Here is a 24,846-nt window from a genome sequence, read left to right as displayed (position 1 = left end):
GGCGAAAGTCCAATTGCTTTTACTGCGATAGTTACCTTTTGCGCAACAGTGCTTATCGCTCTTCGCTCTGTTTCAAGTGCATTGAAAGGACTAACTTTACCCCCGTCCTCATTAGCACTTGCATCGCAAGAAGGTAGTTTCAAATGTCCAACAGTATGGGTATTGCCAGCGTCTTCGTCCTGTCTTCCCTGTTGTTGTCGCCCCTGGCCATGGCTGAAGAATCCAAGGCTTTCGTCACCCGTAATGCTGAGTTCGCCGCAGTCCACCAAGAGGCCCGCGAAGCCGTAGCCGCACAGCAGGTAGACACCGCAAAAGACGCTAACCAGACAGCTTCCAAGGTCTCTGTCGATGCCAATGCCGACAGCTGATCAAGTGCTGTCGCTGCTCCCGTTTTCCCTTGGCTACGCCATGGGCACTACCAGTGCCGATATGTTAGCCTTTTAAAGCCGCTGCCGATCAGCGGCTTTTTTTATGTGCTTCAACTATCAGCCAAGCTGTAACGTTCACCTATAAAAAAGACGCACATTCGAAAATAAAAACTGCCCCACCGCCAGACCCAAGGAGCTAGTACCGGTGCCTTCCGCGTTTCGTTTTACCCCGCTGTTCATTGCGTTGACTGCAACGATCCCTTTCGCCGCCCAGGCAGATGAAGACAAGGCTGATGGCTTCATCGAAGGCTCGTCCTTCAACCTGCATTTCCGTAATGCCTACTTCAACCGCGACAACCACAACGCCGGAGTGCGCGACACCCGCGAGTGGGGCCAAGGTGCGGTTGCACGTTTCGAGTCGGGCTACACCCCGGGTGTGGTCGGCTTTGGCCTGGACGCCCATGCCATGCTGGGCCTGAAGCTCGATGGGGGCGGCGGCCATGCTGGCACCAGCATCCTGCCGACCCACCAGAAGAACGAAGACGAACTGGGTGCTGCCCCGCACTCGTTCTCCACCGCCGGTGCCGCGGTCAAGCTCAAGGCGTTCGACACCGAGCTGAAAGCCGGTGACCTGTTCCTCACCAACCCGGTGATTGCTGGCGGCGAAACCCGCATGCTGCCGCAGACCTTCCGTGGTGTGAGCCTGACCAACACCAGCATCGACGGCCTGCTGCTCGAAGGCGGCCAGGTGAGTTTCACCAAGCCGTACAACCAGAGCGGCCACCGCCGCATCGACACCTACTACGGTTCGCTGGGCGAGCATGACAAAAGCAAGCACCTGAACTGGGCCGGCGCGTCGTGGAGTGGCACCCCGAACATCACTGCCAACCTGTATGCAGCCGAACTGAAGGACATCTGGAACCAGTACTACGCCGATTTCGACTACACCTATGTGGTCAACGATCTGGTCAGCCTGAACCCGGGCGTGCACTTCTATCACACCCAGGACACCGGCCAGGCACTGCTGGGCAAGATCGACAACAACACCTACAGCGTGCATTTCACCGTCAACGCCGGGTTCCACAGCGTCACCGCCGCCTATCAGCGGGTCAATGGCAACACGCCGTTCGACTACATCAACCTGGGCGACAGCGTCTACCTGGACAACTCGCGCATGTACTCGGACTTCAACGCACCGAACGAGCGCTCGTGGAAACTGCAGTACAACTATGACTTCGCTGGTGTGGGCATCCCTGGCCTGAGTACGGTGCTGTCTTACTCGCGCGGTGAAGCCGACCTGACCAAGGCCACCCAGGACACTACCCACTACGACTACTACCGTGCCGATGGCAAGAACGCCATGCACTGGGAACGCGACGTGGACGTAAAGTACGTGTTCCAGGAAGGAGACCTCAAGGACCTGTCGGTGCTGGTGCGCTATGCCACCCACCGTGGCAGCCAGGGTTATGCGTCCATCGACAGCAACAGCGACAACGATGAACTGCGAGTGATCGTGGATTACCCGTTGAACGTGTTCTGATCCAGGCCCGGGTGCGAGGGCTTCGCCCTCGTTTCGCCGGCAAGCCAGCTCCCACCTTGACCGCATTGACCTCAAGCCTTGTGCGGTACTTGTGGGAGCTGGCTTGCCGGCGATGGGCTGCGCAGCAGCCCCTGCGTGATTCCGTCGGAGAAATCTTGTCCGACAATCCCCGCTTCCCTAGAATGTCGCCGCCGCGAATGGCCCTGCCCACGCAGTAGCGAGCATGACCACCCGATTACCGCGTTTCGCACACTACAGGTCGCACCCCGAGCTGATCCTCAATCTGGGCAGTTGCCTTGCCGTGCTCGCCATCGTGGCCATCGTCAGCTACCTGCTGGCGCGCGAGCGCGACAATGTCGAGCTGTCGGCAATTCGCTCGTCCAACAATATCGTCCAGCTGATCGAAAGCGACATCCTGCGCAACGTCGAACTCTACGACCAGTCGCTGCAGGGCCTGATCTGGGCGGTCGGGCGCAAGGAGCTGCCGGAAATACCCGGCCCGCTGCGCCAACGCCTGCTATTCAATGAAGCCTTCGTCGACCGCAAGCGCGGTGACGTGCTGTGGCTGGACAAGCAAGGCAATGTGGTGGGCGACTCCACCAGCAGCGTGCCACGCAAGGCCAACTTCGGCGACACCGGGGTATTCCAGGCGCACCTGCACAACCCCAACCTCGGCCTGCTGGTGGGCCCGCCATTCAAGGCCAAGCTGGGCGACCTGGACTGGTGCATCAGTTTCAGCCGGCGTATCTCCGACGCCAATGGCGAGTTCACCGGCCTGGCAGCGGGTGCACTGCGCCTGTCGTACTTCAGTGAGCTGTTCCAGCGCCTGGACATTGGCGATGACAGCAGTATCAACCTGCTCAACACCGACGGCCAACTGCTGGCTCGCCAGCCCAGCCGCACGCAAGACCCAGGGATCGGCAGCAACTATGCCGAGCGGCCCAATTTCAAACGCATTCTCAGCGAGCAGAGCGGCAGCTTCACCGCCCGCTCCAGCCGCAACGGCAAACCACGCATGTACACCTTCGCCCGGGTCGCGCAGCTGCCGCTGATCGTACTGGTGGTGCATTCGGCCGAAGACGTGTTCGAGTCCTGGCGCCGCACTGCGATCCTGGTCAGCGTGGCCACCGGGGTGCTCTGTGTCGGCATCCTCTCGCTGACCCTGCTGCTGGGCCGCGAACTGCGCCGCCGCCAGGAAGCCGAACAGGGCCTGGCGACCCTGGCTGCCACCGACAGCCTGACCGGCCTGGCCAACCGCCGCCGCCTGGACCAGGTACTGCGCCAGGAGTGGGCCCGCGCCCAGCGCAACCGCAAGCCTTTGGCGGTGCTGATGGTGGACGTGGACCATTTCAAGGCGTTCAACCAGCGCCACGGCCATGCCGGTGGCGACCATGCCTTGCGCGAAGTGGCCAGGACCATCGAGGAATGCATCCGCCGCCCGGCCGATCTGGCAGCGCGTTACGGTGGGGAGGAATTTCAGGTGGTGCTGCCGGAAACCGATCTGGCCGGTGCGCAGCTGCTGGCCGAGCGCATCCGCGCCAGTGTCGAGGCGCTGGCGCCGTTTGCCGATGATGCCCACTCGGTCACGGTGAGCATCGGCATCGGCCTGTCAGGCACCCAGCACGATCTGGCGAGGGTGCTGGGTGCTGCGGACGAAGCGCTCTACAGGGCCAAGGCCAACGGCCGCAACCGGGTAGAGGGGCCTGCCGACTAGGCGCGGGCGCGGGCGGCGTTGCGCAGGGCCCTGACCTGGTCATGGTTGCGCTGTACACCTTGCAGCTGTTTTTCCACCAGGGTGTAGGTCTGGTCGCTGGCGGTGCGGCCCAGCTTCACCAATTTCTCGCGGGCTTCCTTGTAGGCCTTGAGGGCATGGTCCTCGCCCCGCTCCACCTCGTTCAGCACCGCTTCCTCATCCTTGCCGGTGACCATCGCCTTGAGGTTGACCCAACCCCGATGCAGGTCACCGCTGATGCTGGTGGAGGTTTCCGGGTCGCCACCCAGGCGACGCACCTCGCTCTGCAGTTCGCCGGCCGCATTGGCACACTCACCGGCACGTTGAACGAAGAACGCTTTCAGTTCGGGGTTCTTCACATCATCGGCCGAGGCCTTGAAGCCTTTCTCGCCATCCTTGCTGTACTCGATCAGGTCGTTCAGCACGTCGATCACGTCTTTGTTGGGATTGCTCATGGCACAAACTCCTTGGCAGGTGATAGTCATCTGTAATGGAGCAGCGTTCGTGCCAAGCCTTTAATCTCGACAAAATCTTTATAAATCAATTAGATACAAATATCAGAGCAGAACCTGAAAACGGCGTTCTGCATGATTGCCGCTTGGGCCTTCGTGCAGATTGCAGTATGGTCGGCGCTTTTCAACAGCCAGGTGCGCCGATGATGAAGCCGGAAACCCTCGAACTGCTGGTCACCCGCACCATGCCGTTTGGCAAGTACCAGGGACGAATCATTGCCGACCTGCCAGGGGATTACCTGGCCTGGTTTGCGCGCAAGGGTTTCCCGGCGGGGGAATTGGGTGGGTTGCTGGCGCTGATGCACGAGATCGATCACAACGGGCTGGGCGATCTGCTTGTGCCGTTGCGGCAGAAGCACGGGCGTTGAGCTGTTCCGGCCTCTTCGCGGGCACGCCCGCTCCCACAGTTACTGCATGATCCTGAAGCTTGCAGTGACCCTGTGGGAGCGGGCGTGCCCGCGAAGAGGCCAGTAAAGCCAGCTCAAATCTCTAACCCTTCACCGGCGCTACCGCCAACTCCACCCGCTCGCTCTTCTTGATCACCGCATACACCACCGCCGTCAGCAGGCTGCCCGCCACGATCGCCAACAAGTACAGCAGCGCATGGTTGATCGCATTGGGTATCAGCAACACGAACAGGCCGCCGTGCGGCGCCATCAGCTTGCAGCCGAAGTACATCGACAATGCCCCGGTCAATGCCCCACCGGCCACGCTGGCCGGGATTACCCGCAGCGGGTCCTTGGCGGCAAACGGGATCGCCCCTTCGGAGATGAAGCACAGCCCCAGCGCCAGGGCCGCCTTGCCCGCTTCACGCTCGCTCTGGGCAAACTTGCGTCGGGCCAGGAAGCTGGCGATACCCAGGCCAATCGGCGGCACCATGCCGGCGGCCATGGTCGCCGCCATCGGTGCATAGCTCGATGAGGCCAACAGCCCCACCGAGAAGGCATAGGCGGCCTTGTTGATCGGCCCTCCCAGGTCGACGCACATCATGCCGCCCAGCAACAGGCCCAAGAGGATGGCATTGGTGGTGCCCATGCTGTCGAGAAAATGCGTGAGCCCTTCCAGCATCGCCGCCACCGGCTGGCCGACCACGTAGATCATCACCAGGCCGGTGAACAGGCTGGCCAGCAGCGGAATGATCAGGATCGGCTTGAGTGCCTCCAGGCTGCTGGGCAGGCGCGCCCAGCGGGCAATGGCCTTGGCGCTGTAGCCGGCGAGGAAGCCGGCGACGATACCACCGATGAAACCGGCGCCCAGGGTGCTGGCCAGCAGGCCGCCGATCATGCCGGGCGCCAACCCCGGGCGGTCGGCGATGGACCAGGCGATGTAGCCCGCCAGCAGCGGAACCATCAACTTGAACGCAGCCTCGCCACCGATCTGCATCAACGCCGCCGGCAATGTGCCCGCTTCTTTGTAAGCCTCGATACCGAATACGAACGACAGGGCAATCAGCAGGCCGCCAGCCACCACCATCGGCAGCATGAACGACACGCCGGTGAGCAGGTGCTTGTATACCCCGCTCTTCTCGCCCTTGGCTGGCGTGCTCGCCGCTGCGGCATCGCCGCTGTTTTCCACCTTGGCATCAGCCAGGGCCTTGTCGAGGGTCGCGCGGGCCTGCTTGAGGGCGATACCGGTGCCACAACGGTAAATGCGCTTGCCAGCGAAACGCGCGGTGGGCACTTCGATGTCGGCGGCCAGCAGCACTACATCCGCTGCAGCGATGGCTTCGGCAGACAAGGGGTTGCGCGCACCGACCGAGCCCTGGGTCTCGACGGTGAGCTCGTAGCCCAGTTGCTGCGCAGCCTGCTGCAAGGCTTCCGCGGCCATGAATGTATGCGCGACGCCAGTCGGGCAAGCCGTGACGGCGACGATGCGTGCGCCAGCGCTGCCAGTTTCAGCCGGAAGGCCTGGCACCGTGGCCAGCAGACGGGCGTTGGAAGCCGCCTCATCGAGGAAGCCTTCGCGGTCGGCCAAAGCCTGGGATGGCGTGCTCTGGTACACGCGCTTGCCGACGAAACGCTCCAGGTCCACCGGGCCGGTGCTGACCACCAGCACCCAGTCGGCCTCGGCGATCTGCGTGGTGCTCAGTTGCCGCTCGGGGTGGCCGGCATCCTGCACTTCGACGCTGGTACTCCAGCCCCGCCGCTGGGCTGCGGCGGACAGCAAGCGCGCGCTCAGCACGCTCGACACCTGACCGTTGGGGCAGGCAGTGACAATGGCAATGTTCATCGGCAACCCTCTTTTTGTTCTGTCAGTTGCACGGCAGCTTCCAGACGCGCCAGTTGCTCGCGGTCACGGATGCCGAAACCAACCTGGGTAACAGCCTGTGCAGCGATGGCGGTGGCACGGGTCAAGGTCTGCGCCGGGGCTTCGCCCTGCAGCAGGCCGTGGACCATGCCGGCCACCAGCGAATCACCTGCACCCACTGTGCTGGCAACCTGCACCTTGGGCGGGCAAGCATGTACGGCATGGCCGTGGGTGAACCAGCTGACGCCCTGCTCTCCCGCCGAAACCACCACGTGTTCGACGCCACTGGCCAGCAGGCGCTCGGCAGCAGCGCGCTGCTGCGCCGGGTTATCCACAGCCAGGCCGAGCACCTCGCCCAACTCTTCGGTATTGGGCTTGACCAGCCAGGGCGAGCTCTGCAGGCCGGCACGCAGGGCTTCGCCGCTGCTGTCCAGGGCCACCTTCAGGCCTTGCGCCTTGAGCTGTTCGAGCAACTGTCGGAACCAGTCGGCGCTGATCCCACGCGGCAGGCTACCAGCCACCACCACCGCATCGTGGCCCGGGGCAACCTGCGCCAGGCAGCGCAGCAATGCACTGCGCGCCGCTTCGTCGACGTCCGGGCCTTGGCCGTTGATGTCGGTGACACGGCCATCGGCTTCGACCAGCTTGATATTACTGCGGGTTTCGCCCGGCACGCGGACAAAGCAGTCGACGAAGCCGCGCCAGTCGATCAGCGCCTCGAAAGGCTGCAGGTTGTCACGCCCGAGGAAGCCGCCAACAGTGACGGTGTGGCCCAGGTCTGCCAGTACCTGGGCAACGTTCAGCCCCTTGCCTGCGGCGTGGCTGTGCTGCTCCTGGCTGCGATTGACCTGCCCTGGGCGCAGGGTACCCAGGCCGATGGTGATATCCAGCGCAGGGTTCAGGGTGAGGGTGAGGATCTTGGCCATTCAGTAACGCTCCACCAGCGCGCGAACCGCTGCGGCGCTGTCCTGTTGCAGGGCCTCGCGCGCCAGGGCGCGGGCCGTCTGGTGATCGGCCTGGCGAACCAGGGCCTTGACTTCGGCAATGCTGCGCGCGGCGACGCTGAGTTCGTCCACGTCCAGGCCCAGCAGCACGGCCACTGCCTGCGGGTCGGCCGCCAGCTCGCCGCACACGCCCACCCACTTGCCATGGGCATGGGCGGCGCGCACGGTCATGTCGATCAGGCTGAGCACCGCCGGGTGCAGGCCGTCAGCCTGGGCCGAGAGGCTGGGGTGACCACGGTCGATGGCCAAGGTGTACTGGGTCAGGTCGTTGGTGCCGATGCTGAAAAAGTCCACTTCGCGCGCAAGTTGTGGTGCCAACAGCGCTGCCGAGGGCACTTCGACCATGATACCCAGTTGCAGGTCGGCTACCGGGATCTCGGCGCGCAGGCGCTCGACCATGGCGCGCGCCTCGCGCCATTCATGCACCTGCCCGACCATCGGGAACATGATGCGCAGCGGGCGCTGGTCGGCAGCGCGCAGCAGGGCGCGCAACTGGTCTTCCATCACCTGCGGGCGCTGCAGGGTAAGGCGTACGCCGCGCACACCGAGGAACGGGTTTTCCTCGGCAGCGATCGGCCAGTACGGCAGCGGCTTGTCGCCACCGACATCGAGGGTGCGCACCACCAGCGGGCGCCCGTCGAGGCCATCGAGCACGCGACGGTACTCGGCTTCCTGGGTCGCCACGTCCGGGGCCTGGGTGTGGGCCATGAAAATCAACTCGGTGCGCAGCAGGCCAACGCCTTCGGCGCCCTGCTCCACTACCTTGGCGATGCCGTTGCTCTCGCCGATGTTGGCAAACACCTCGACAGCGTGACCATCGCGAGTGACCGCCGGCTCGAAGCGGTTGGCCCAGGCGGCCTGCAAGCGTTGCTCGCGCAGGTCGCGCTCGGCCAGGGCCTTTTGCAGTTCATCCGCCGGCGGCGCCACGCTGACCACGCCACGCTGGCCATCGAGCAGCAACGGCGTGCCGCTGTCCAACAGCAGTATCGACGCCCCCGCGCCCACCACCGCCGGAATGCCCAAGGCACGGGCGACGATGGCACTGTGGGCGGTGGCGCCACCCTGGGCGGTGACGATACCGGCGACGCGGCTCGGGTCCAGCCGGGCGACATCGGACGGGCCGACTTCGGTCATTACCAGCACGTAGGGTTGCTCGGGTTCAGCCTGGGCCTGCACGCCACACAACTGCGCCAGCACGCGGCGGCCGATGTCACGCAGGTCGGCAGCACGTTCGGCGAGCAAGGCATCGTGCAGCGACTCCTGTTGACGCGCCGCCGCTTCGATCACTGCCATCCATGCTGCCGCGGCGCTTTCGCCCTGGCCCAGGCGCTGCTCGACATCGTCGCTCAGGGCCGGGTCTGCGAGCATTTCCTGATGGGTGACGAAGATTTCGCCAATGGCCTTGTCGCTGCGCTGGACCAAAGCCTGCAGCTCGCCATTCACGGTCGCCACAGCTTCACGCAGCTTCTGCCGCTCCTGGGCGCAGGACTCACCGCGCAGGGGGTAGTCGAACTCACGCTCGACACACACATGGGCCGGGCCACTGGCAATGCCGGGCGCAGCACCCACGCCGTGGATACGGCTACCGGCCGCGGGCGCTTGCAGCACTTCGGCCGCTGCGCCAGCTACAACCTCAGCACTCTGCGGCAGTGGCTCCACCTCTTCACCCAGGCCTTGTTCGATGGCGGCCAGCAGCACCGGCAAGGCATCGGGGGCGATGCCGGGCTCAGCCACCAGTTCCAGTGTCTGGCCACGTCGGGCGCCGAGACTGAGCAGCTTGCTCAGGCTCTTTACGGACACCGCCGGCTGCGCGCTATCCGCCAGCCGCACACGGATTTCCCCCTCGAAACCTTTGGCCAGTTGCGCCAATACCTTTGCCGGGCGGGCATGCAAACCGTGCGGGTTGGCCAGCACCACGCGCGCACTGGGCCAACCTGCCGGCGCCTCACCGCCTAGCACCTCCAGCACCGCGCGGCTGCTGGTGGCCTGGTAGAGCATCTGCCCGCGGCCTTCGATCAGCACTTCGCACAGGCGTTCGAGCAAGGCCTGGTGGGCTGCACCGAGGCTGGCCAGGCAGAACAAGCCGTTGAGCGGTTGGTCGCGGTAACGCAGCGGCTGCTGCGGGGTGATGAAGGCCAGCCCCGGCTGGCGCACCTGGCGCTCGCTGTGCAGCCACCACAGGCCCTCGCCCAGCGGCAGCGGTTCGGCCTGCTGCAGGACGGCGGCAAAACCGCTATCGACGCAGTCGGCGCGCTGCAACAGGCGGGCACCGCGCCAGGCCAGCTCATCGAAGTCTTCGGCCGGCAGGTTCAGGCCGACCAACTGCGCATCCAGCGCCAGTTCCTGAGGCGCGCCCTGCAACAGCTTCAGTAACGCCTCCGCGGAACCGGCGCGGCGCAGAGCTTCGGCCAGGTCGGTCTCGCCCAGGGCGCGGGTCAGCAGTTGCAACAGGCGCAGGTGCTCATCGGAACGGGCAGCGATGCCGATAGCCAGATAGACCATCTGGCCATCGCCCCAGTCCACGCCCTCGGGAAACTGCAACAGGCGCACGCCGGTGGCGTACACCAAGTCACGGGTCTGCGGCGTGCCATGGGGGATGGCAATGCCCTGCCCAAGGAAGGTGGAGCCTTGTGCCTCTCGGGCCTGCAGCCCTTGCAGGTATCCCTCGGCGACCAGGCCGTCAGCGACCAGCCGGTCGGCCAGCAGGCGCAATGCCTCGGCCTTGTCGGCGGCCTTCTGGCCCATGGCTATCTGCTCCTTGGCGAGCTCGAGCATGACCTTCTCCTTTTGCAGTTCCCGGTCGGGTACTGGAGTATTGTTGTGAAATTCACATGAACGGCCAGTTCAACAGCCTTGCACGGATGGCAGCCGAGGCAGAAAATTCGGCAGCTGAAACGATTAATCTGACCAGGCGGCCACGTTACTCGATAATCTGCCGATGAAAAAGCCCCATCCTGTCGGACAATTGCGACAATGGTCGTCTGCGCGTGGCGCCCTCGCCGGGTCAAACTACCCGGTCAGGGCTCACAGCCAGCCCCGGTAATAACAAGGAAAATTCGGTGAAACTCAGCGATATCGCCCGTCTGGCCGGTGTGTCCGTGACCACTGCCAGCTACGTCATCAATGGCAAGGCCGAACAACAGCGCATCAGCAACAGCACTGTCGAGCGGGTACGCGCGGTGGTCGAGGCCCACGGCTTCACCCCCAACCCGCAGGCCGCTGGCCTGCGCAGCCGGCATACCCGCACTCTGGGCTTCATTCTCCCGGATCTGGAGAACCCCAGCTACGCCCGCATCGCCAAGCAGCTCGAACAAGGTGCCCGCGCCCGTGGCTACCAGTTGCTGATTGCCAGCAGCGACGACCAGCCCGACAGCGAGCGCCAGTTGCAACAGCTGTTCCGCGCCCGCCGTTGCGATGCACTGTTCGTCGCCAGCTGCCTGCCGCCAGAAGACGACAGCTACCGCGAGCTGCAGGACAAAGGCCTGCCGGTAATCGCCATCGACCGCCGCCTGGACCCTGCGCACTTCTGCTCAGTGATCAGCGACGACCGCGACGCCAGCCGCCAGCTGGCCGCCAGCTTGCTGAGCGCCGCCCCGCGCAGCATCGCCTTGATCGGCGCCCGCCCCGAGCTGTCGGTCAGCCAGGCACGCGCCGGTGGCTTCGACGAAGCCCTGCAAGGCTATGCCGGCGAGGTTCGCCGCTATCAGGGCGAAGCGTTCAGCCGAGAGTGCGGCCAGCGCCTGATGCAGCAACTGATCGATGACCTTGGCGGCCTGCCGGATGCCCTGGTGACGACCTCCTACGTGCTGCTGCAAGGGGTGTTCGACACCCTGCAGGCGCGCACTGCCGACTCACGCCAGCTGCAGCTGGGTACCTTTGGCGACAACCAGTTGCTCGACTTCCTGCCGCTGCCAGTCAATGCCATGGCCCAGCAGCATGGCCTGATTGCCGCCACCGCGCTGGAACTGGCACTGGCCGCGATCGAGGACAAACGCTACGAACCTGGCGTGCATGCCGTCGGTCGAACGTTCAAGCAACGTATTACAGCGGCCTGAACATGCGCCTGATCGACACCCACACCCACCTGGACTTCCCCGACTTCGACGCCGACCGCCCACAACTGCTGGCCAACGCGGCGTCGCGCGGGGTGGAGAGGATGGTGGTGCTGGGGGTGTACCAGGCAAATTTCCAGCGGGTATGGGACCTGGCCTGTGCTGATCAGCGCCTGTTCGCCGCACTCGGCCTGCATCCGGTCTACCTTGACCAGCATCGCCCGGAGCACCTGGCGCAGCTGCGCGAGTGGCTGGAGCGCCTGCGCGGCGACCCACGGCTATGTGCCGTGGGCGAGTTTGGCCTGGACTATTACCTCGAAGACCTGGACAAGGCCCGCCAGCAGGCGCTGTTCGAAGCGCAACTGCAGATGGCCTGCGACTTCGAACTGCCCGCACTGCTGCACGTGCGTCGTAGTCACGCCCAGGTGATCGCTACGCTCAAGCGCTACAAGCCGGCGCGGGCGGGGGTGATTCATGCGTTTGCCGGCAGTTACGAAGAGGCCCGCGAGTACATCAAGCTGGGCTTCCGGCTTGGGCTTGGCGGTGCAGGTACCTGGCCACAGGCCTTAAGGCTGCGCAAGACCCTGGCGCGGTTGCCGCTGGACAGCGTGGTGCTGGAGACCGATGCGCCGGACATGGCGCCGGTTATGTTCCCCGGGGTAAGAAACAGCCCGGAACACCTGCCGGAGATTGCCGGGGCGCTGGCGCAGGTGATGGGTGTGGAAGTTGACGAACTGGCTCAAGCCAGCACCCGCAATGCTTGCGAGTTGTTTGGCTGGTAGCTGAAGTGCTGCACCTGCGTGGGCCTCTTCGCGGGCTTGCCCGCTCCTACAGGGACCGCTCAAATCTCGAGGCCGGCGCAGTACCTGTGGGAGCGGGCAAGCCCGCGAAGAAGCCAGCGTGTCAGTTCAGACAAGCACCGTCCACAGCGCAAACCCGGCATACCACAGCACCGCACAGCGCAGCAGCAGTTCCCACAGGCTGTCGAGCCGGCCCAGCCCGCGCTGGCTGTCTTCTTGTTCGGGAATGTCATCGGCAATGCGCCCGACCCTGGCAACCAGGTGGGCGGCGCTGATGTGCCAGTTGAGCACCTCGTGCAGCATTACCCGGGTAACCGCGAGAAAGTTGCCGACCAGGGCGAAACTCAAGGCCAGCACCCGTACCGGCAGCCAGTCCATGATATGCCTGAGCTGCTCGGCACGGGCCTTCAACGTCGGTTGCTTGCTGTGTTCGCCACACAGAGCCAGCAAGCGATAGGCCAGGGCTGCACCCGGGCCCAGCACGAAGTACCAGAAGATCACCGCGAAAAAGCCCTGGTACACCTGCCACAGCAGGTTGCCCTGCACCTGCACCAACAGGCTTTGCGGCTCGTCGGCCGCCAGACCCAGGTCGCGCTCGGCCACGTGCAGCGCGGCCTGGTCATCACCGCGCCGCCAGGCATCACGGAACGGCCCCATCGATGCCTTGGCATCGCCGCGGCCCAGGCTGTAGATCAGCACCAGCAGGTGCACCGGCAACGCCAGCAAGCCATACGCCACCGGGTCCAGAACATGCAGCAGCAAAACCAGCAGCGCTACCGGTGCCAACACCAGAATGGCCAGCGTCCACCATGGGTGCACCTTGCCGCTGCGCTCCAGGCGCACCAGTTCGCCAAGGAAGAACCCATCGCGCTGCACCTGATGGCGCAGGGCCGAGAACTTCTCGACCCAAAGCGCCAGCAACAACACCAGAAAACTCATGCCTTTTCCTCGTTTTGCTGCAGCGCCTTTCGGTAGCGCGGCCAGTCGAAGGCCGGGCCGGGGTCGGTCTTGCGCTGCGGGGCAATATCGCTATGGCCCTGGATGCGGTCCAGCCCGATGGCCGGCCAGGCACCGCGGATGTGCCGGGTAAGTTGCTCCAGCACCGCGTACTGGGCATCGGTATAGGGCAGGTCGTCGGTGCCTTCCAGTTCTATGCCGATGGAGAAATCGTTACAGCCTTCACGCCCGTCGAAGCACGACACACCAGCATGCCAGGCGCGGTCGAGCAATGACACGAACTGGGTCACCGCACCGTCACGCTCGACGAACAGGTGCGCCGATACGGTCAGGTGGTTGATGCTGGCGAAGTACGAGTGCTCATTGGGGTCCAGGCGGTTCTGGAAGAATTGCTGGACCTTGCCGGTACCGAAGCAGGCCGGCGGCAGGCTGATGTTGTGAATAACCAGCAGGGAAATCGATTCGCCTTCGGGGCGAGCATTGAAGTTCGGCGAGGGGCAATGGGTGATTCCGATTCCGTGGAACCAGCCAGTGGCACGGTCCAATTGCATGGGGCAGATCCTGAGAGCGCCGTGAACAGGTCAACAGTATGCCCTGCGGCCAACGGCGTTTGCATGTGAATCATTGTAATGCTGTGGGAGCGGGCGTGCCCGCGAACACCGGCGCAGCCGGTGCCATCCACCGCGGCGCTTGTTTCGCGGGCACGCCCGCTCCCACAGAGATCGTGCCAGCTTGCAGATAATGTGCAAGACAGTTGTGCCTACCGCCGCAGCCCGTCGAGCACCGCCTCAAGCGCCCGCTCGAACAAAAGCCCGTCATCCAGCACCCGCACCTCACCTCGATGCAGTGCCCGGGCCAGGCTGGCCCCGTTCCATTCGCGTACTTTCATGCCGGTGCGGTTGGCGAATACCAGCCGGTCGCTACTGTCGACGCGCGCCACCAGTTTGCAGCGCAGCGGTTCGTCCTCGTCCAGCACTTCTACCCAGGTACCGATACGCAGGCGCTGCACCTGACGCACGGCCACAGCCTGCCCGTCGGCAAACTGCGACGGAGCACAAGCGGGTTCCTCGGCAATCGCCAGGACGATGTCCTCGGCCACCAGCACTTCGCTCAAGGGCTGGCCCTCAGTGCCGGGCTGCATCGCGGTACCCGCGCAGGCACGCAGGTGCAGCTGTTCCAGTTGCAGGAAGAATTCGCGGGTCGCTGCCGAGTCCAGGGCCACGCTGGCCAGGCCATCGCGCAGTGCCTTGAGCAGGCCCGGTACCTGCTGCAGCAAGGCATGCGGCTCATGCGGCGGAGTGATGCTGGCCAGCAGCGTGTCCATCGTCTGCAAGGCATCCCGCCAGGCCTGGGATGCTTCACCTTGCTTGAGCCAGGCCAGCAGCAGTACCTGGCTCCAGGCTTGCACCAGCATCTGTACCACCACCTGCGGCAATAACCTACCGCGCAGCCGTTGGTTGAGAGCATGCTGCACCTGCTGCCTGGCCTGCAGTGTTCGTGCACGCCCTTCTTCGGCGTCGCGGGTGCGTTGTTCGAGCAGCTCGTTGCGCCGCCGCTCGTCCTGGTTAAAAGCGAGGAAGTCTTCGAGCAGTTCGGAGAACAGGCTGGTATCTTCGGCAAAATCATTGAGAAGGCGCTGGACGATACGCTCCACCCGCAGGTGCAGGCTGTCACGCATACCGTCGCCGCCGCATTCCCAGCCGATTGCCGCGCCAGCGATCTCGTTGAGCAGCCGGCGGGCCGGGTGGCTGGCACGACTGAGCAGCCCCTTGTCCAACAGGGCCACTTTAAGCAGCGGAATGTGCAAACGCCCGATCAGCGCACGCAGGCTGGCCGGCAAGTTGTCGTCGTCCTGGATGAAGGCGAACAGCAGGCCAACCAGGTTGATCATGTCCTCGTCGGCAACATCGATACGCCGGCGTGTGCCGCTGCGCACGCTGACCCGCAACAGCAATTGTTCAAGCTGTTGGCCAAGTTCGAAATCGTCGGCCTCGTGGGTAGCGGGCACATAGTGCTGCAAATGCGAAAGCAGGCGCAGCAGGTCGGCGGTGCTGATTGGCTGGGCGGCGGCCACCGCCTGCAAACGAGGCGCGAACTTTCCACGCACCGGGGCCAGCAGTGTTTGCAACGAGGCAAAGAAAGCCTGCCCTGCCGCGTCCGAGCCCACCTCGTGACCCAGGTTCGCCGGCCCACGACCTGCGCTCATGCGCCGATCTTCGGCACGCCGACGTGGTGCCGACGGCAATTCAGGCAGTACACCGGCGGCGGCCAGCAACTGGTTGGCTTCGCTATAGATCACGTCGGCATCGCGCAACACATAGCGCTCGAACAGTTTGAGCAGGACCAGCTTGACCCGCAGGCCAACCCCCAGGTTGCGGCCAGCGTCGAGGAAGTAGCCGCACAGCGCTGCGGGCCCCAGCGGGTTGTGCTGCTCGTGCAGGGGGCGGTCGAGCAGTACCTGCAAGCGCAGGCCCAGTTGCTGCAGGGCAATACCGTCGCGTGACAGCACGCGCGCGACCATGCCTTCTATCGCGCCAGCCCGTTCTACGTGGGCCTTGCTGCGCAGGTTGCCCGGCTCGGCCATGTGCGCCAGCAGGTCAACCTGGCCGATACGGGCAAAGGCATCATAGAACGTGTCGAGAAAACCGCGCTCGATGCTCTTGCGCTTCAGGCGCAGGTCGCGCATGGCCTCGAAGTACAGGTTCTGGTCGCCGCGGTCCAAGGCCTTGTCGGCCATCTCGAAGAGGGTGTCGTCAGCATTGTCGAACAAGCCCTGCAGGCCCTGACGCAACTGCAAGGCGGCCTTGTCGCGCACCTGCAGGAGCAATACCGGAAGGCAAGGCAGAGGCGTACGCCCGCCTCGATCGATGGCTGCCGCCAAGGGCACCACCTTGCCTTCTTTTTGCATCCTGTACTCCTTGCAGGGTGTCTCGCCCGAAGGGGCTGAAGATCGTCAAAGTCATGACGCCAAATACTGGTCACCATTATCGGTAAAAATCCACACAGCTGCCAGCGCCGTTTCACTAGCTGGCTAATGACCCTGATTTACCCCGCCTGCTCACACCGGCCGACCAAAGGTCATCGCCAAGGCGACTGTACACACCGGCCCCCTGCCCTATAATCGCCGGCATCTAGCTTGTGGAGCCGACCATGCCGAACCTACGCCTTGCCGACCTGACCGCTGAAATCGAAGCCAACGTGCGCCGTGCGCTGTTGGAGGACATCGGCAGTGGCGATATCACCGCGCAGTTGATCCCGGCCGAGCGCCTGGCCAAGGCGACCATAATTACCCGCGAAGACTGCGTGATCGCCGGCACCGCCTGGGTCGATGCCGTGTTCCGCCAACTCGACCCACGCGTGGCCGTGCACTGGCAGGTGGCCGATGGCGAGCGCGCCACGGCCAACCAGCCGCTGTTCCATCTGGAGGGCCCCGCGCGTTCGCTGCTCAGTGGTGAGCGCAGTGCATTGAACTTCCTGCAGATGCTGTCGGGTGTCGCCACTCGTGCGCGCTTCCTTGCCGACCTGGTGGAAGGCACCCAGGTACGCCTGCTGGACACCCGCAAGACCCTGCCGGGCCTGCGCCTGGCGCAGAAGTATGCAGTGACCTGCGGCGGTTGCGACAACCACCGCATCGGCCTGTACGACGCCTTCCTGATCAAGGAAAACCACATCGCAGCCAGCGGCGGCGTGGCCGCGGCCGTGGCGGCGGCGCACCGCATTGCGCCGGGCAAGCCGGTGGAAATCGAAGTGGAAAGCCTGGATGAGCTGCGCCAGGCACTGGCCGCTGGTGCCGACATCATCATGCTCGACGAGCTGACTCTGGAAGAGATGCGCGAAGCAGTGCGCATTACTGCGGGCAAGGCCAAGCTGGAAGCCAGTGGCGGGGTCAACGAGACGACCTTGCGGGTGATTGCCGAGACTGGGGTGGACTACATCTCGATTGGTGCCATGACCAAGGATGTGAAGGCGGTGGACCTGTCGATGCGGTTGAGCCTGTAAGCTGATTGCAGGCATGAAAAAACCGGCCTCAGGGCCGGTTTTTTCATTGGTGGCGCTCTCGGATCAGAACGAAGCGTTGGCCAGCCCATCCAGGTAACGCTCGACATCCAACGCGGCCATGCAGCCGGCACCGGCCGAGGTAATGGCCTGGCGATAAACGTGGTCGGCCACGTCACCGGCGGCGAACACGCCCTCGATGTTGGTGGCGGTGGCATTGCCCTCACGGCCGCCGTTGACCACCAGGTAGCCGTCCTTGAGGGTCAGCTGGCCTTCGAACAGCGAGGTGTTCGGGGTGTGGCCAATGGCGATGAACACGCCGTCGACCTTGATTTCGTCGCTGCTGCCATCGTTGTTCTTCAGGCGCGCACCAGTCACGCCCATGTTGTCACCCAGCACTTCGTCCAGGGTGGCGTTGAGCTTGAGCTCGATCTTGCCTTCGGCCACACGGGCGTGCAGCTTGTCGACCAGGATCTTCTCGGCGCGGAACGTATCGCGACGGTGTACCAGAGTCACCTTGCTGGCGATGTTGGCCAGGTACAGCGCCTCTTCCACGGCAGTGTTGCCGCCACCCACCACGGCGACCGGCTTGTTGCGGTAGAAGAAGCCGTCGCAGGTGGCACAGGCCGAAACACCCTTGCCCATGAAGGTTTCTTCCGACGGCAGGCCCAGGTAGCGGGCGCTGGCGCCAGTGGCGATGATCAACGCGTCACAGGTGTACTTGCCGCTGTCACCCTGCAGGGTGAAGGGTTTGTTGGCCAGGTCGACGGCGTTGATGTGGTCGAAGACGATTTCGGTTTCGAAACGCTCGGCGTGTTCCTGCATGCGCTGCATCAGCGCAGGGCCGGTCAGGCCGTGGGGGTCGCCCGGCCAGTTGTCGACTTCGGTGGTGGTGGTCAGCTGGCCACCGGCCTGCATGCCGGTGATCAGCAGCGGCTTGAGGTTGGCACGGGCGGCATACACCGCGGCGCTGTAACCGGCAGGGCCGGAACCGAGAATGATGACGCGCGAATGACGTACTTCAGACATGTCGAACTCCTGTCGAGCGGGCCGCAGGGCCGGCATCGGTGTACCGGCTGCGCCTGCCTGGAAATTAAAAAGGACCCACGCAGCACTTGGGGAAGGCTACAACGCGCAGGCCCATAAAGCGGAAAGTGAGCGCACTGTAGCGAGGTCGCAAAGATTAAGGAAATATCCTTCGACAATCCACCTCATAGCCATCGTCTATTCAGCGATTTGATCGATAGCCAAGCCCTGCTGCTTTTGTTACAGCCCGTTTCCCGCCCGCTGCCCGCCTTTCGTCGGCGCGGCAAACTCGGTAAGGTCAGCGCGTTTTCCTTCTCTGCGGAGTCTCTCGATGCAAGCCCCTGTACTCTCTGGCCCCCAGTACCTGCGCGAAGGCCTGAAACTGGTGCTGAGCCCCAATCTGCGGTTGTTCGTGCTGCTGCCGCTGGCGGTCAACCTGCTGCTGTTTGGCGGCCTGATCTACTTCGCCGGCCACCAGTTCAGCCTGTGGGTGGACGCCCTGATGCCAAGCTTGCCGAGCTGGCTGAGCTTTCTCACCTACATCCTCTGGCCGCTGTTCGTCGCCCTGGTGGTGCTGATGGTGTTCTTCACCTTCACCCTGGTGGCCAACATCATCGCCGCGCCGTTCAATGGCTTTCTGGCGGAAAAGGTCGAGGTTGTGGTGCGTGGCGAGGACAATTTCCCCGCGTTCAGCTGGGGCGAACTGGTGGCCATGGTGCCACGTACCTTCGGCCGTGAAATGCGCAAGCTGGGCTACTTCCTGCCGCGGGCCATCGGCCTGTTCATCCTGTCGCTGATCCCGGTGGTCAACGTGGTGGCGGCGCCGCTTTGGCTGATCTTCGGGGTGTGGATGATGGCTATCCAGTACATCGACTACCCGGCGGACAACAACAAGATGAGCTGGCAGGACATGCTCGCCTGGCTGCGCCAGAAACGCTGGCAGAGTCTGGGCTTTGGCGGCATTACCTACCTGGCGTTGATGATTCCGCTGGTGAACGTGCTGATGATGCCGGCGGCGGTGGCCGGAGCTACGTTGTTCTGGGTGCGGGAACGGAACTGAAGGGGCGAGGGGCTGCAGGGCAGCCCCTTTCCGCAGATTGCGTTTCTAGAAGTCAGAGAAGCTGTAGGGTTCTAGAGTAGAAATCTGAGAAAGCAATATCAAATGTTCCACTGCCTTAACCTTTTCGATATTAGCAAGTTCACTTGGCCCACCGAACGCCAAGGCCGGAACAAAACCATACATTTCATCGTGCTTTAGCATGCCTAATTTTCTCTTTGCTGGCTCGAATAGGTCGCCGAAATCATTGGATTCCTTCTCCATGCCCAGGAAAAAACCTTGCACTTCCCTATCGATATCAGCTGTCGCTAATTCATGGTCATTGCCAGAATAACGTGACGCGTAGGCTATGATGTCCAATGAAAACCCGGAATTTTCACCCCATAGATAGAGATCGCCAAAGGCACCGCGAGCGACTAGATGATACGTATCACGCCCCTCTAATGCAGTACCTTCAATGAATGAAGCTACCACCCCCTCGTAATCCTGTGGATTGACAGTCCAGAATATCCCGTCGCCGTATCCACACCATCCGTGCTCAGCCCAATATTCCAATAATTTTTCCGGCAATTTTCCCCTATAACGCTGTATGCTCGAAGGCGGAACCTCTTGCCGGAATACAGGATTACCCATTTCCTCTATAAAAATTGAAAAAAAATCATCCATATTAAAAACCTCTAACTATTAGCATTTATGCAACCTGACATTCAAAAGGCTTGATGCACCACCCGATCTGGATAGCTCTTCAGCGGCTTGCTTTAATCCTCCCACTCTATTTTTCCACTGCGGACCTATAGTAGAGTTGACTTGTCTGTCGCCGAAGTCAGAAATAGCGTCCCGACCACCCGCGCTCAAATCTGGATTATGCAATGCCGCAAGCGATGACATGGTTTCCTTTGCTTGCTTCACTGAAAGCTTTTTAGCTTCAATAGGGCTCATACTTTTCATCAAATCTTTCTGAATTCTATCTTTCAATTTATCATACAGTTTCTTCCTTGCTTTCCTGGCAATGTTCGGATCCCGCTTGACTGGATGAGTAAGATTTTCAAGAAACTCTTCAACCGTAAGCCGGTTTAGCCCATCCTGCTGTCCCTTCAACTGCCGTTCAAACTCGCCATGCTTGGCGGGTGGCAATTTGTCGGCCTTGAAGCACGCCACGGTATGCAACGGCATGCTACCGGGCTTCCCTGTCGAGGGCTCCTTGTCTTTCCCTGCCGGCCGATCAGGCTGCATCGGCTGCGGCTCACCCACTGCCCCCTTGCGCCGCTCCGCTACCTGCAGGTCCGGCCGTTTCTTCAAGCCCTCTTCATGCTTGAGCATCCATTGCCCCAGCCGCGCACCTTTGCGGCTGGCCGCCATCTCCTGGGCCAGCACCCGGGCATCGCCGCGGCCGCGGGTGAGGTACGACACGATCGCCCCCAACAACAGCAACACGACTTCCACATGGCCTTGGGCAATCTGATGCGTGGCCCGGGATATCGCATAGGGGTCGTCCCGGCAGAACGGGCCCGTGCCTTCATTGCCGCAGGTGCCTTCCCAGGCGAAGCGAATGCCGTCGACGTAGTACTCGCCGATACGCGGCAAGCCCTCGATGAAGAACTCGGCGATGGAGGCCAGCCCCAGCGCGCCGAGGATCCAGCCACTGACCTTGAGGCCCATGGCCGCGCCCGCGCCGGCGAACGGAATGGTTCCGGCGCCGCCGGCGAATGCGCCAACCCCCGCACCAAGCAGGCCACCGGTAATGGTGCTGCCGGCGACGATCATCGCCATCTGCCGTACGACCATCAGCAGTTCGTCGACGATGCTGTTGATGTCAAGGTCGGCGAAGCGCTGGCGCAGCATGTGCGCCGCCTGCCATTCGGCGTGGTAGAAGGCTGTGCGGACAGCTTCTATACGGCGCAGGTTGAGGCCCAGCGAGGCGACTTCTTCATTGAGGCTGGTGCGGAACTGGCCACCGCTTTGGTAGCCCACCATGGCGATGACACGTGACTCGATCTCGTGCCAGGAGGGCACGAGGTAATCCAGGTACATGAGGTGTCTCCCTGACAGCGTGTACAGGAGGAAATCCCATCATGGATTCGGATCGGAGGTTTCTGAGTCAGTTGTAGGAAAATGCGACTTCTTTTACAGCAGGTTCAGCGAAGTTGAGCTATTCAGCCGGCACCATGGACAAGGTTGGGGATCTTTGTCGTGCCTGAGATCGAGCCCCATCTGGGCGGGGGCTCGACTGCATAGGCGCTACAAACCTCAGGCCATATCAAAGATTCAACTGGCTGGAAAACTGCCCCACCACATCCACCACCCGCTTCGCACCATCCTGAATCTCGACGATCACGCTCCCTGTCTCGTCCGCCAGTGCCAGGCCCTGCTCGGCCTGGCGCTTGCTGGTGTCGATGATCGCCACTGCCGCTTGGGCCAGTTGCTCGTTCTGCTGTACCACGCGGGCGATTTCCTCGGTGGCGGTGCTGGTGCGCGAGGCCAGTTGGCGCACTTCATCGGCAACCACGGCAAACCCCCGCCCCTGCTCGCCGGCGCGGGCCGCTTCGATGGCCGCGTTCAGCGCCAGCAGGTTGGTCTGCCCGGCAATGTCGCTGATGGTCTTGATGATCGAGCCGATCACCCGCGACTGGGTATCCAGTGCCTGAATACCCTCTGCCGCCTCTTGCATCGACGCTTCCAGCCCGCGCATCACGCTGACGCTCTGGGTGACCACATCGGTGGCCTTGCGGGCACTGGCATCGGTACCCAGCGAGGTGTTGTAGGCGACATCCGCCGCCTCGGCCACCGCCTGCTCCTGGTTGACCTGATCGGTGATGACGGTGGCGAACTTCACCACCTTGTACAGCACGTCATGGGCATCGAAAATCGGGTTGTATGAAGCTTCCAGCCAGACCACCCGGCCGTGGGCATCGATACGCTTGAAGCGGTCGGCAACGTACTCGCCACGGCGCAGCTTGTCCCAGAACGCCTGGTAGCCGGCCGAGTTGGCCTCCTCCGGCTCGCAGAAGATGCGGTGATGCTTGCCCCGGATCTGCTCCAGGCGGTAACCGACAGCGCCCAGGAACCGGTCGTTGGCAGTGAGGATGGTGCCATCGAGATCGAACTCGATCACCGCGGTGGAGCGCATCAGGGCCTTGATCAGGCTTTCGTGCTCGCGGGAGGTCTCGATGGTGCGGGTAAGGTCGCTGGAATGCAGCGTGAAATACTTGATGCGCCCCTCGCTGTTCTTTACCGGCTGCAGGATCGACCGTAGCCAGGCTTCCTGGCCATTGCCACGCAGCAGGCGGAATGCACCGTTCAGGTGTTCACCGCGGCTGATTGCGCCCTTCATGCGCTGGTAGAAATCCAGCGTCTTCACATGGGCGGGGACGATGTCCTCAATGTTGCGCCCAAGCAATTGTTCGGCACGGTAGAGCATCTCGCTCTCGAAGTTGCCGTTGACCATCTCGATCCGCCCCTGTGGGTCGAGTTGCAGTACCAGCATCTCGCTGTCGAGGCTACTCTTGACCTGCTCGATGGACATCAGGTCTTCGCGCAGCTGCCGTATTTCTTGCTTGAGCTTGTTGTTGAACATCACCGCTCTCCTGGAGCGCATTGTCGAATGCATCTTCATCGGCTGCCGATGCCCCCTCTTGAGCACCCATGCAAGGAAAAATTCACAAGGCGAAAAGCGTCGGCGATCAGGCGTCATCTGTACGTCACATGACAGTCACATTGGCGCAATCCAGCAGGCGGACACTTTTTGTCATGAATACACCCGCCCTACGCATTTCCCTGGTCAGCGAAACCTTCCCACCCGAGATCAACGGCGTGGCCAACACCCTTGGCCGCCTCAGCGAGGGGTTGCGCCAACGCGGCCATGAGATCGAAGTGGTGCGCCCACGCCAGGCCGGAGAAGCACCGCGGCACAGCGACCCGAACCTGATGCTGTGCCGTGGCTGGCCACTGCCTGGCTACCCGGGCTTGCAGTGGGGCGAAGTATCGATGCACAAGCTGTTGCGCCGCTGGCGTCGACAGCGTCCGGATGTGCTGTACATCGCCACCGAGGGGCCGCTTGGGCTCAGTGCACTGCGCGCGGCCCGGCGCCTCGGGGTTGCGGTGGTCAGTGGCTTCCACACCAACTTCCCGCAGTATTCCGGCCAGTACGGGCTGGGCCTGCTGGCGCGCCTGCTCACCAACTACCTGCGCTGGTTCCATCGGCGCACGGCGATCACCCTGGTACCCAGCCTCAGCCAGCGCCTGGAGCTCGAACGCCGTGGCTTCGAACGCCTGGAACTACTGGCCCGGGGGGTCGATGCCTGCCTGTTCAACCCGGCCCGGCGCAACCCCGCATTACGGGAAAGCTGGGGGCTCGGCCCGGATGATATCGCCGTGCTGCATGTGGGGCGGCTGGCGGCAGAAAAGAACCTGAGCTTGCTGCGCCCAAGCCTGGAGGCCCTGCAGAAAACTTATCCACACAAACGTCTGCGCCTGATCATGGTCGGTGACGGCCCGCAGCGTGCCGCCCTCGAACAGCAGGTACCGGATGCCATGTTCTGCGGCGTCCAGCGTGGCGAGGTGCTGGCCGAACACTATGCCAGCGGTGACCTGTTCCTGTTTCCGAGCCTGACCGAAACCTTTGGCAATGTGGTACTCGAAGCCATGGCCTCGGGGTTGGCGGTGGTCGCCTATGACGAGGCGGCCGCCGCGCAGCATATTCGTCATGGCCATAGCGGTGCGCTGGCCATGCCGGGGGATCAGGCGGCGTTCATCGATGCAGCCTGCTGGCTGCTGGAGGAAGAAGAGACGTTACGGCGGGTGCGCCTGAATGCGCGAAAGCATGCCAGCCACCAGGGATGGCCAGGGATTGTCGAGCAGTTCGAGGGGTATCTGCATGCAGCTCGGAACCAGGCTGCGACCTCACCAGCTTCGAGGCTGGGTGCTACGCGATCTGTGTAGGAGCGGCCTTGTGTCGCGATCGGGGTGCAAAGCAGCCCCTCGATAGTTGCGACAATGCTGATATCCGGGGGCCGCTATGCGGCCCGATCGCGACACAAGGCCGCTCCTACAGAGGGACCGCGTCAGGCACTTCAGGCCAAGGCTTTCTCGATAGCCTGCACCACCGCAGGATCATCCGGCGCCGTGCGCGGCGAAAAACGCGCCAGCACCCGCCCGTCCTTGCCCACCAGGAACTTCTCGAAGTTCCAGGTAATGTCGCCCGGGAACTCTGCCCCCTCACCCGCCAGCAGGCGGTACAGCGAATGGCGCTGCGGCCCGTTGACCTCCAGCTTGGCACCCAGCGGGAAGCTCACCCCGTAGTTGAGGCTGCAGAACTCCTGGATTTCCTTTTCGCTGCCAGGCTCCTGCCCGGCAAACTGGTTGCACGGCAGGCCAAGCACGTTGAAGCCCTTGTCCTTGTAATTCTGGTAGAGGTTCTCCAGGGCCTTGTATTGCGGCGTGAGACCACACTTGGAGGCAACGTTGACCACCAGCACCACTTGGCCCTTGAACGGTGCGAGGGGCAGCTCCCCGCCGTTCAACGCGTCCAGTTTCAGGTCGTGAAATGCACTCATGAT

At 63.0% G+C, this 24,846-nt stretch carries 20 protein-coding genes and 2 pseudogenes; 9 read left to right on the top strand and 13 right to left on the bottom strand.

Annotated features, from left to right (window positions below):
• The first annotated feature begins 143 nt into the window (after window positions 1-143).
• The 3 genes from AC2T3R_RS04035 (at window position 144) to AC2T3R_RS04025 (ending at window position 3,622) form a co-directional block, all read left to right on the top strand.
• Window positions 144-368, top strand: coding sequence for a hypothetical protein (locus AC2T3R_RS04035; RefSeq protein ID WP_023661166.1), 225 nt, complete (start codon window positions 144-146; stop codon window positions 366-368).
• 205 nt (window positions 369-573) lie between these two features.
• Window positions 574-1,908: an OprD family porin gene (locus AC2T3R_RS04030; protein WP_054572342.1), complete on the top strand. Its 1,335-nt coding sequence runs from the start codon at window positions 574-576 to the stop codon at window positions 1,906-1,908.
• Between the two features lie 223 nt (window positions 1,909-2,131).
• A complete protein-coding gene (locus AC2T3R_RS04025; RefSeq protein WP_486744677.1) occupies window positions 2,132-3,622 on the top strand; it encodes a diguanylate cyclase domain-containing protein in 1,491 nt (496 codons plus the stop codon).
• Here AC2T3R_RS04025 and AC2T3R_RS04020 read toward each other — a convergent pair.
• The gene (locus tag AC2T3R_RS04020; RefSeq protein WP_025337730.1) at window positions 3,619-4,095 is read right to left on the bottom strand and encodes a ferritin-like domain-containing protein; all 477 of its coding nucleotides are present in this window, start codon (window positions 4,093-4,095) and stop codon (window positions 3,619-3,621) included. The two genes, AC2T3R_RS04025 and AC2T3R_RS04020, sit on opposite strands and share 4 nt — an antisense overlap.
• Before the next feature lie 203 nt (window positions 4,096-4,298).
• On the opposite strand from AC2T3R_RS04020, the gene AC2T3R_RS04015 reads away from it, so the two are divergent.
• Entirely contained in the window at window positions 4,299-4,520 is a 222-nt protein-coding gene (locus AC2T3R_RS04015; protein ID WP_015268980.1) for a DUF3820 family protein, read from the top strand.
• A gap of 121 nt (window positions 4,521-4,641) precedes the next feature.
• On the opposite strand, the gene AC2T3R_RS04010 is transcribed toward AC2T3R_RS04015, so the two are convergent.
• Genes AC2T3R_RS04010 through ptsP form a run of 3 tightly spaced genes read right to left on the bottom strand, consistent with a single transcriptional unit; the run spans window position 4,642 to window position 10,178 of the window.
• Window positions 4,642-6,381, bottom strand: coding sequence for a PTS fructose-like transporter subunit IIB (locus AC2T3R_RS04010; protein WP_410952883.1), 1,740 nt, complete (start codon window positions 6,379-6,381; stop codon window positions 4,642-4,644).
• Window positions 6,378-7,325, bottom strand: a complete 948-nt coding sequence (gene pfkB / locus AC2T3R_RS04005; protein WP_410952882.1) for a 1-phosphofructokinase — start codon at window positions 7,323-7,325, stop codon at window positions 6,378-6,380. Before pfkB ends, AC2T3R_RS04010 begins: the two co-directional genes overlap by 4 nt.
• The gene (gene ptsP, locus AC2T3R_RS04000) at window positions 7,326-10,178 is read right to left on the bottom strand and encodes a phosphoenolpyruvate--protein phosphotransferase (RefSeq protein WP_486744676.1); all 2,853 of its coding nucleotides are present in this window, start codon (window positions 10,176-10,178) and stop codon (window positions 7,326-7,328) included.
• A gap of 284 nt (window positions 10,179-10,462) precedes the next feature.
• Here ptsP and cra point away from each other — a divergent pair, with 284 nt between their 5' ends.
• Together cra and AC2T3R_RS03990 are read left to right on the top strand one after the other, a co-directional pair.
• Complete coding sequence (cra, locus tag AC2T3R_RS03995) at window positions 10,463-11,458, top strand: catabolite repressor/activator (RefSeq protein WP_004376064.1); 996 nt, start codon at window positions 10,463-10,465, stop codon at window positions 11,456-11,458.
• Window positions 11,459-11,460: 2 nt separating this feature from the next.
• Entirely contained in the window at window positions 11,461-12,237 is a 777-nt protein-coding gene (locus AC2T3R_RS03990; protein ID WP_486744675.1) for a TatD family hydrolase, read from the top strand.
• 126 nt (window positions 12,238-12,363) lie between these two features.
• Here the strand turns inward: AC2T3R_RS03990 and ampE are convergent, their stop codons facing one another.
• The 3 genes from ampE to AC2T3R_RS03975 all read right to left on the bottom strand — a co-directional run bounded on the left by ampE (window position 12,364) and on the right by AC2T3R_RS03975 (window position 16,120).
• Window positions 12,364-13,194 carry a regulatory signaling modulator protein AmpE gene (gene ampE, locus AC2T3R_RS03985; protein ID WP_096009898.1) on the bottom strand — a complete coding sequence of 277 codons (831 nt, stop codon included), beginning with the start codon at window positions 13,192-13,194 and terminating at the stop codon, window positions 12,364-12,366.
• A complete protein-coding gene (ampD, locus tag AC2T3R_RS03980; RefSeq protein WP_096009897.1) occupies window positions 13,191-13,763 on the bottom strand; it encodes a 1,6-anhydro-N-acetylmuramyl-L-alanine amidase AmpD in 573 nt (190 codons plus the stop codon). Before ampD ends, ampE begins: the two co-directional genes overlap by 4 nt.
• 209 nt (window positions 13,764-13,972) lie before the next feature.
• The gene (locus AC2T3R_RS03975) at window positions 13,973-16,120 is read right to left on the bottom strand and encodes a DUF1631 domain-containing protein (protein ID WP_350013028.1); all 2,148 of its coding nucleotides are present in this window, start codon (window positions 16,118-16,120) and stop codon (window positions 13,973-13,975) included.
• A 242-nt stretch (window positions 16,121-16,362) separates the two neighbouring features.
• Between AC2T3R_RS03975 and nadC the strand changes: the two genes are divergently transcribed.
• Window positions 16,363-17,211: a carboxylating nicotinate-nucleotide diphosphorylase gene (gene nadC / locus AC2T3R_RS03970; RefSeq protein ID WP_004376060.1), complete on the top strand. Its 849-nt coding sequence runs from the start codon at window positions 16,363-16,365 to the stop codon at window positions 17,209-17,211.
• A gap of 63 nt (window positions 17,212-17,274) precedes the next feature.
• Here the strand turns inward: nadC and trxB are convergent, their stop codons facing one another.
• Entirely contained in the window at window positions 17,275-18,237 is a 963-nt protein-coding gene (gene trxB, locus AC2T3R_RS03965) for a thioredoxin-disulfide reductase (RefSeq protein ID WP_015268972.1), read from the bottom strand.
• 328 nt (window positions 18,238-18,565) lie between these two features.
• On the opposite strand from trxB, the gene cysZ reads away from it, so the two are divergent.
• Window positions 18,566-19,294 carry a sulfate transporter CysZ gene (gene cysZ / locus AC2T3R_RS03960; protein WP_015268971.1) on the top strand — a complete coding sequence of 243 codons (729 nt, stop codon included), beginning with the start codon at window positions 18,566-18,568 and terminating at the stop codon, window positions 19,292-19,294.
• Between the two features lie 45 nt (window positions 19,295-19,339).
• On the opposite strand, the gene AC2T3R_RS03955 is transcribed toward cysZ, so the two are convergent.
• The 4 genes and pseudogenes from AC2T3R_RS03955 to AC2T3R_RS03940 form a co-directional block, all read right to left on the bottom strand.
• A complete protein-coding gene (locus tag AC2T3R_RS03955; protein ID WP_410952880.1) occupies window positions 19,340-19,957 on the bottom strand; it encodes a GAD-like domain-containing protein in 618 nt (205 codons plus the stop codon).
• Between the two features lie 18 nt (window positions 19,958-19,975).
• Entirely contained in the window at window positions 19,976-21,322 is a 1,347-nt protein-coding gene (locus tag AC2T3R_RS03950; RefSeq protein ID WP_486744674.1) for a DUF6861 domain-containing protein, read from the bottom strand.
• 226 nt (window positions 21,323-21,548) lie between these two features.
• A pseudogene (locus AC2T3R_RS03945) lies at window positions 21,549-21,908 on the bottom strand (methyl-accepting chemotaxis protein); the annotation flags it as partial.
• A gap of 228 nt (window positions 21,909-22,136) precedes the next feature.
• A pseudogene (locus AC2T3R_RS03940) lies at window positions 22,137-22,736 on the bottom strand (PAS domain-containing protein); the annotation flags it as partial.
• A gap of 302 nt (window positions 22,737-23,038) precedes the next feature.
• On the opposite strand from AC2T3R_RS03940, the gene AC2T3R_RS03935 reads away from it, so the two are divergent.
• On the top strand, window positions 23,039-24,229 hold the full coding sequence (locus AC2T3R_RS03935; RefSeq protein ID WP_486744673.1) for a glycosyltransferase family 4 protein: 1,191 nt from the start codon (window positions 23,039-23,041) through the stop codon (window positions 24,227-24,229).
• Window positions 24,230-24,360: 131 nt separating this feature from the next.
• On the opposite strand, the gene AC2T3R_RS03930 is transcribed toward AC2T3R_RS03935, so the two are convergent.
• Window positions 24,361-24,843, bottom strand: coding sequence for a glutathione peroxidase (locus AC2T3R_RS03930; protein ID WP_015268966.1), 483 nt, complete (start codon window positions 24,841-24,843; stop codon window positions 24,361-24,363).
• Between the last annotated feature and the right edge of the window lie 3 nt (window positions 24,844-24,846).

The sequence above is a fragment of the Pseudomonas sp. PVC-5-1 genome, assembly GCF_057444345.1.
This window is presented reverse-complemented; position numbering and strand designations above follow the sequence as displayed.

What these genes read in the sequence shown, in the direction of transcription:
- AC2T3R_RS03955 (WP_410952880.1), bottom strand. Translation starts at nt 19,957, where the DNA reads ATGGATGATTTTTTTTCAATTTTTATAGAGGAAATGGGTAATCCTGTA.
- ampD (WP_096009897.1), bottom strand. Translation starts at nt 13,763, where the DNA reads ATGCAATTGGACCGTGCCACTGGCTGGTTCCACGGAATCGGAATCACC.
- AC2T3R_RS04025 (WP_486744677.1), top strand. Translation starts at nt 2,132, where the DNA reads ATGACCACCCGATTACCGCGTTTCGCACACTACAGGTCGCACCCCGAG.
- nadC (WP_004376060.1), top strand. Translation starts at nt 16,363, where the DNA reads ATGCCGAACCTACGCCTTGCCGACCTGACCGCTGAAATCGAAGCCAAC.
- cysZ (WP_015268971.1), top strand. Translation starts at nt 18,566, where the DNA reads ATGCAAGCCCCTGTACTCTCTGGCCCCCAGTACCTGCGCGAAGGCCTG.
- AC2T3R_RS04020 (WP_025337730.1), bottom strand. Translation starts at nt 4,095, where the DNA reads ATGAGCAATCCCAACAAAGACGTGATCGACGTGCTGAACGACCTGATC.
- AC2T3R_RS04015 (WP_015268980.1), top strand. Translation starts at nt 4,299, where the DNA reads ATGAAGCCGGAAACCCTCGAACTGCTGGTCACCCGCACCATGCCGTTT.
- ptsP (WP_486744676.1), bottom strand. Translation starts at nt 10,178, where the DNA reads ATGCTCGAGCTCGCCAAGGAGCAGATAGCCATGGGCCAGAAGGCCGCC.
- AC2T3R_RS03990 (WP_486744675.1), top strand. Translation starts at nt 11,461, where the DNA reads ATGCGCCTGATCGACACCCACACCCACCTGGACTTCCCCGACTTCGAC.
- pfkB (WP_410952882.1), bottom strand. Translation starts at nt 7,325, where the DNA reads ATGGCCAAGATCCTCACCCTCACCCTGAACCCTGCGCTGGATATCACC.
- AC2T3R_RS03930 (WP_015268966.1), bottom strand. Translation starts at nt 24,843, where the DNA reads ATGAGTGCATTTCACGACCTGAAACTGGACGCGTTGAACGGCGGGGAG.
- AC2T3R_RS03950 (WP_486744674.1), bottom strand. Translation starts at nt 21,322, where the DNA reads ATGTACCTGGATTACCTCGTGCCCTCCTGGCACGAGATCGAGTCACGT.
- trxB (WP_015268972.1), bottom strand. Translation starts at nt 18,237, where the DNA reads ATGTCTGAAGTACGTCATTCGCGCGTCATCATTCTCGGTTCCGGCCCT.
- AC2T3R_RS04010 (WP_410952883.1), bottom strand. Translation starts at nt 6,381, where the DNA reads ATGAACATTGCCATTGTCACTGCCTGCCCCAACGGTCAGGTGTCGAGC.
- AC2T3R_RS03975 (WP_350013028.1), bottom strand. Translation starts at nt 16,120, where the DNA reads ATGCAAAAAGAAGGCAAGGTGGTGCCCTTGGCGGCAGCCATCGATCGA.
- ampE (WP_096009898.1), bottom strand. Translation starts at nt 13,194, where the DNA reads ATGAGTTTTCTGGTGTTGTTGCTGGCGCTTTGGGTCGAGAAGTTCTCG.
- AC2T3R_RS03935 (WP_486744673.1), top strand. Translation starts at nt 23,039, where the DNA reads ATGAATACACCCGCCCTACGCATTTCCCTGGTCAGCGAAACCTTCCCA.
- AC2T3R_RS04035 (WP_023661166.1), top strand. Translation starts at nt 144, where the DNA reads ATGTCCAACAGTATGGGTATTGCCAGCGTCTTCGTCCTGTCTTCCCTG.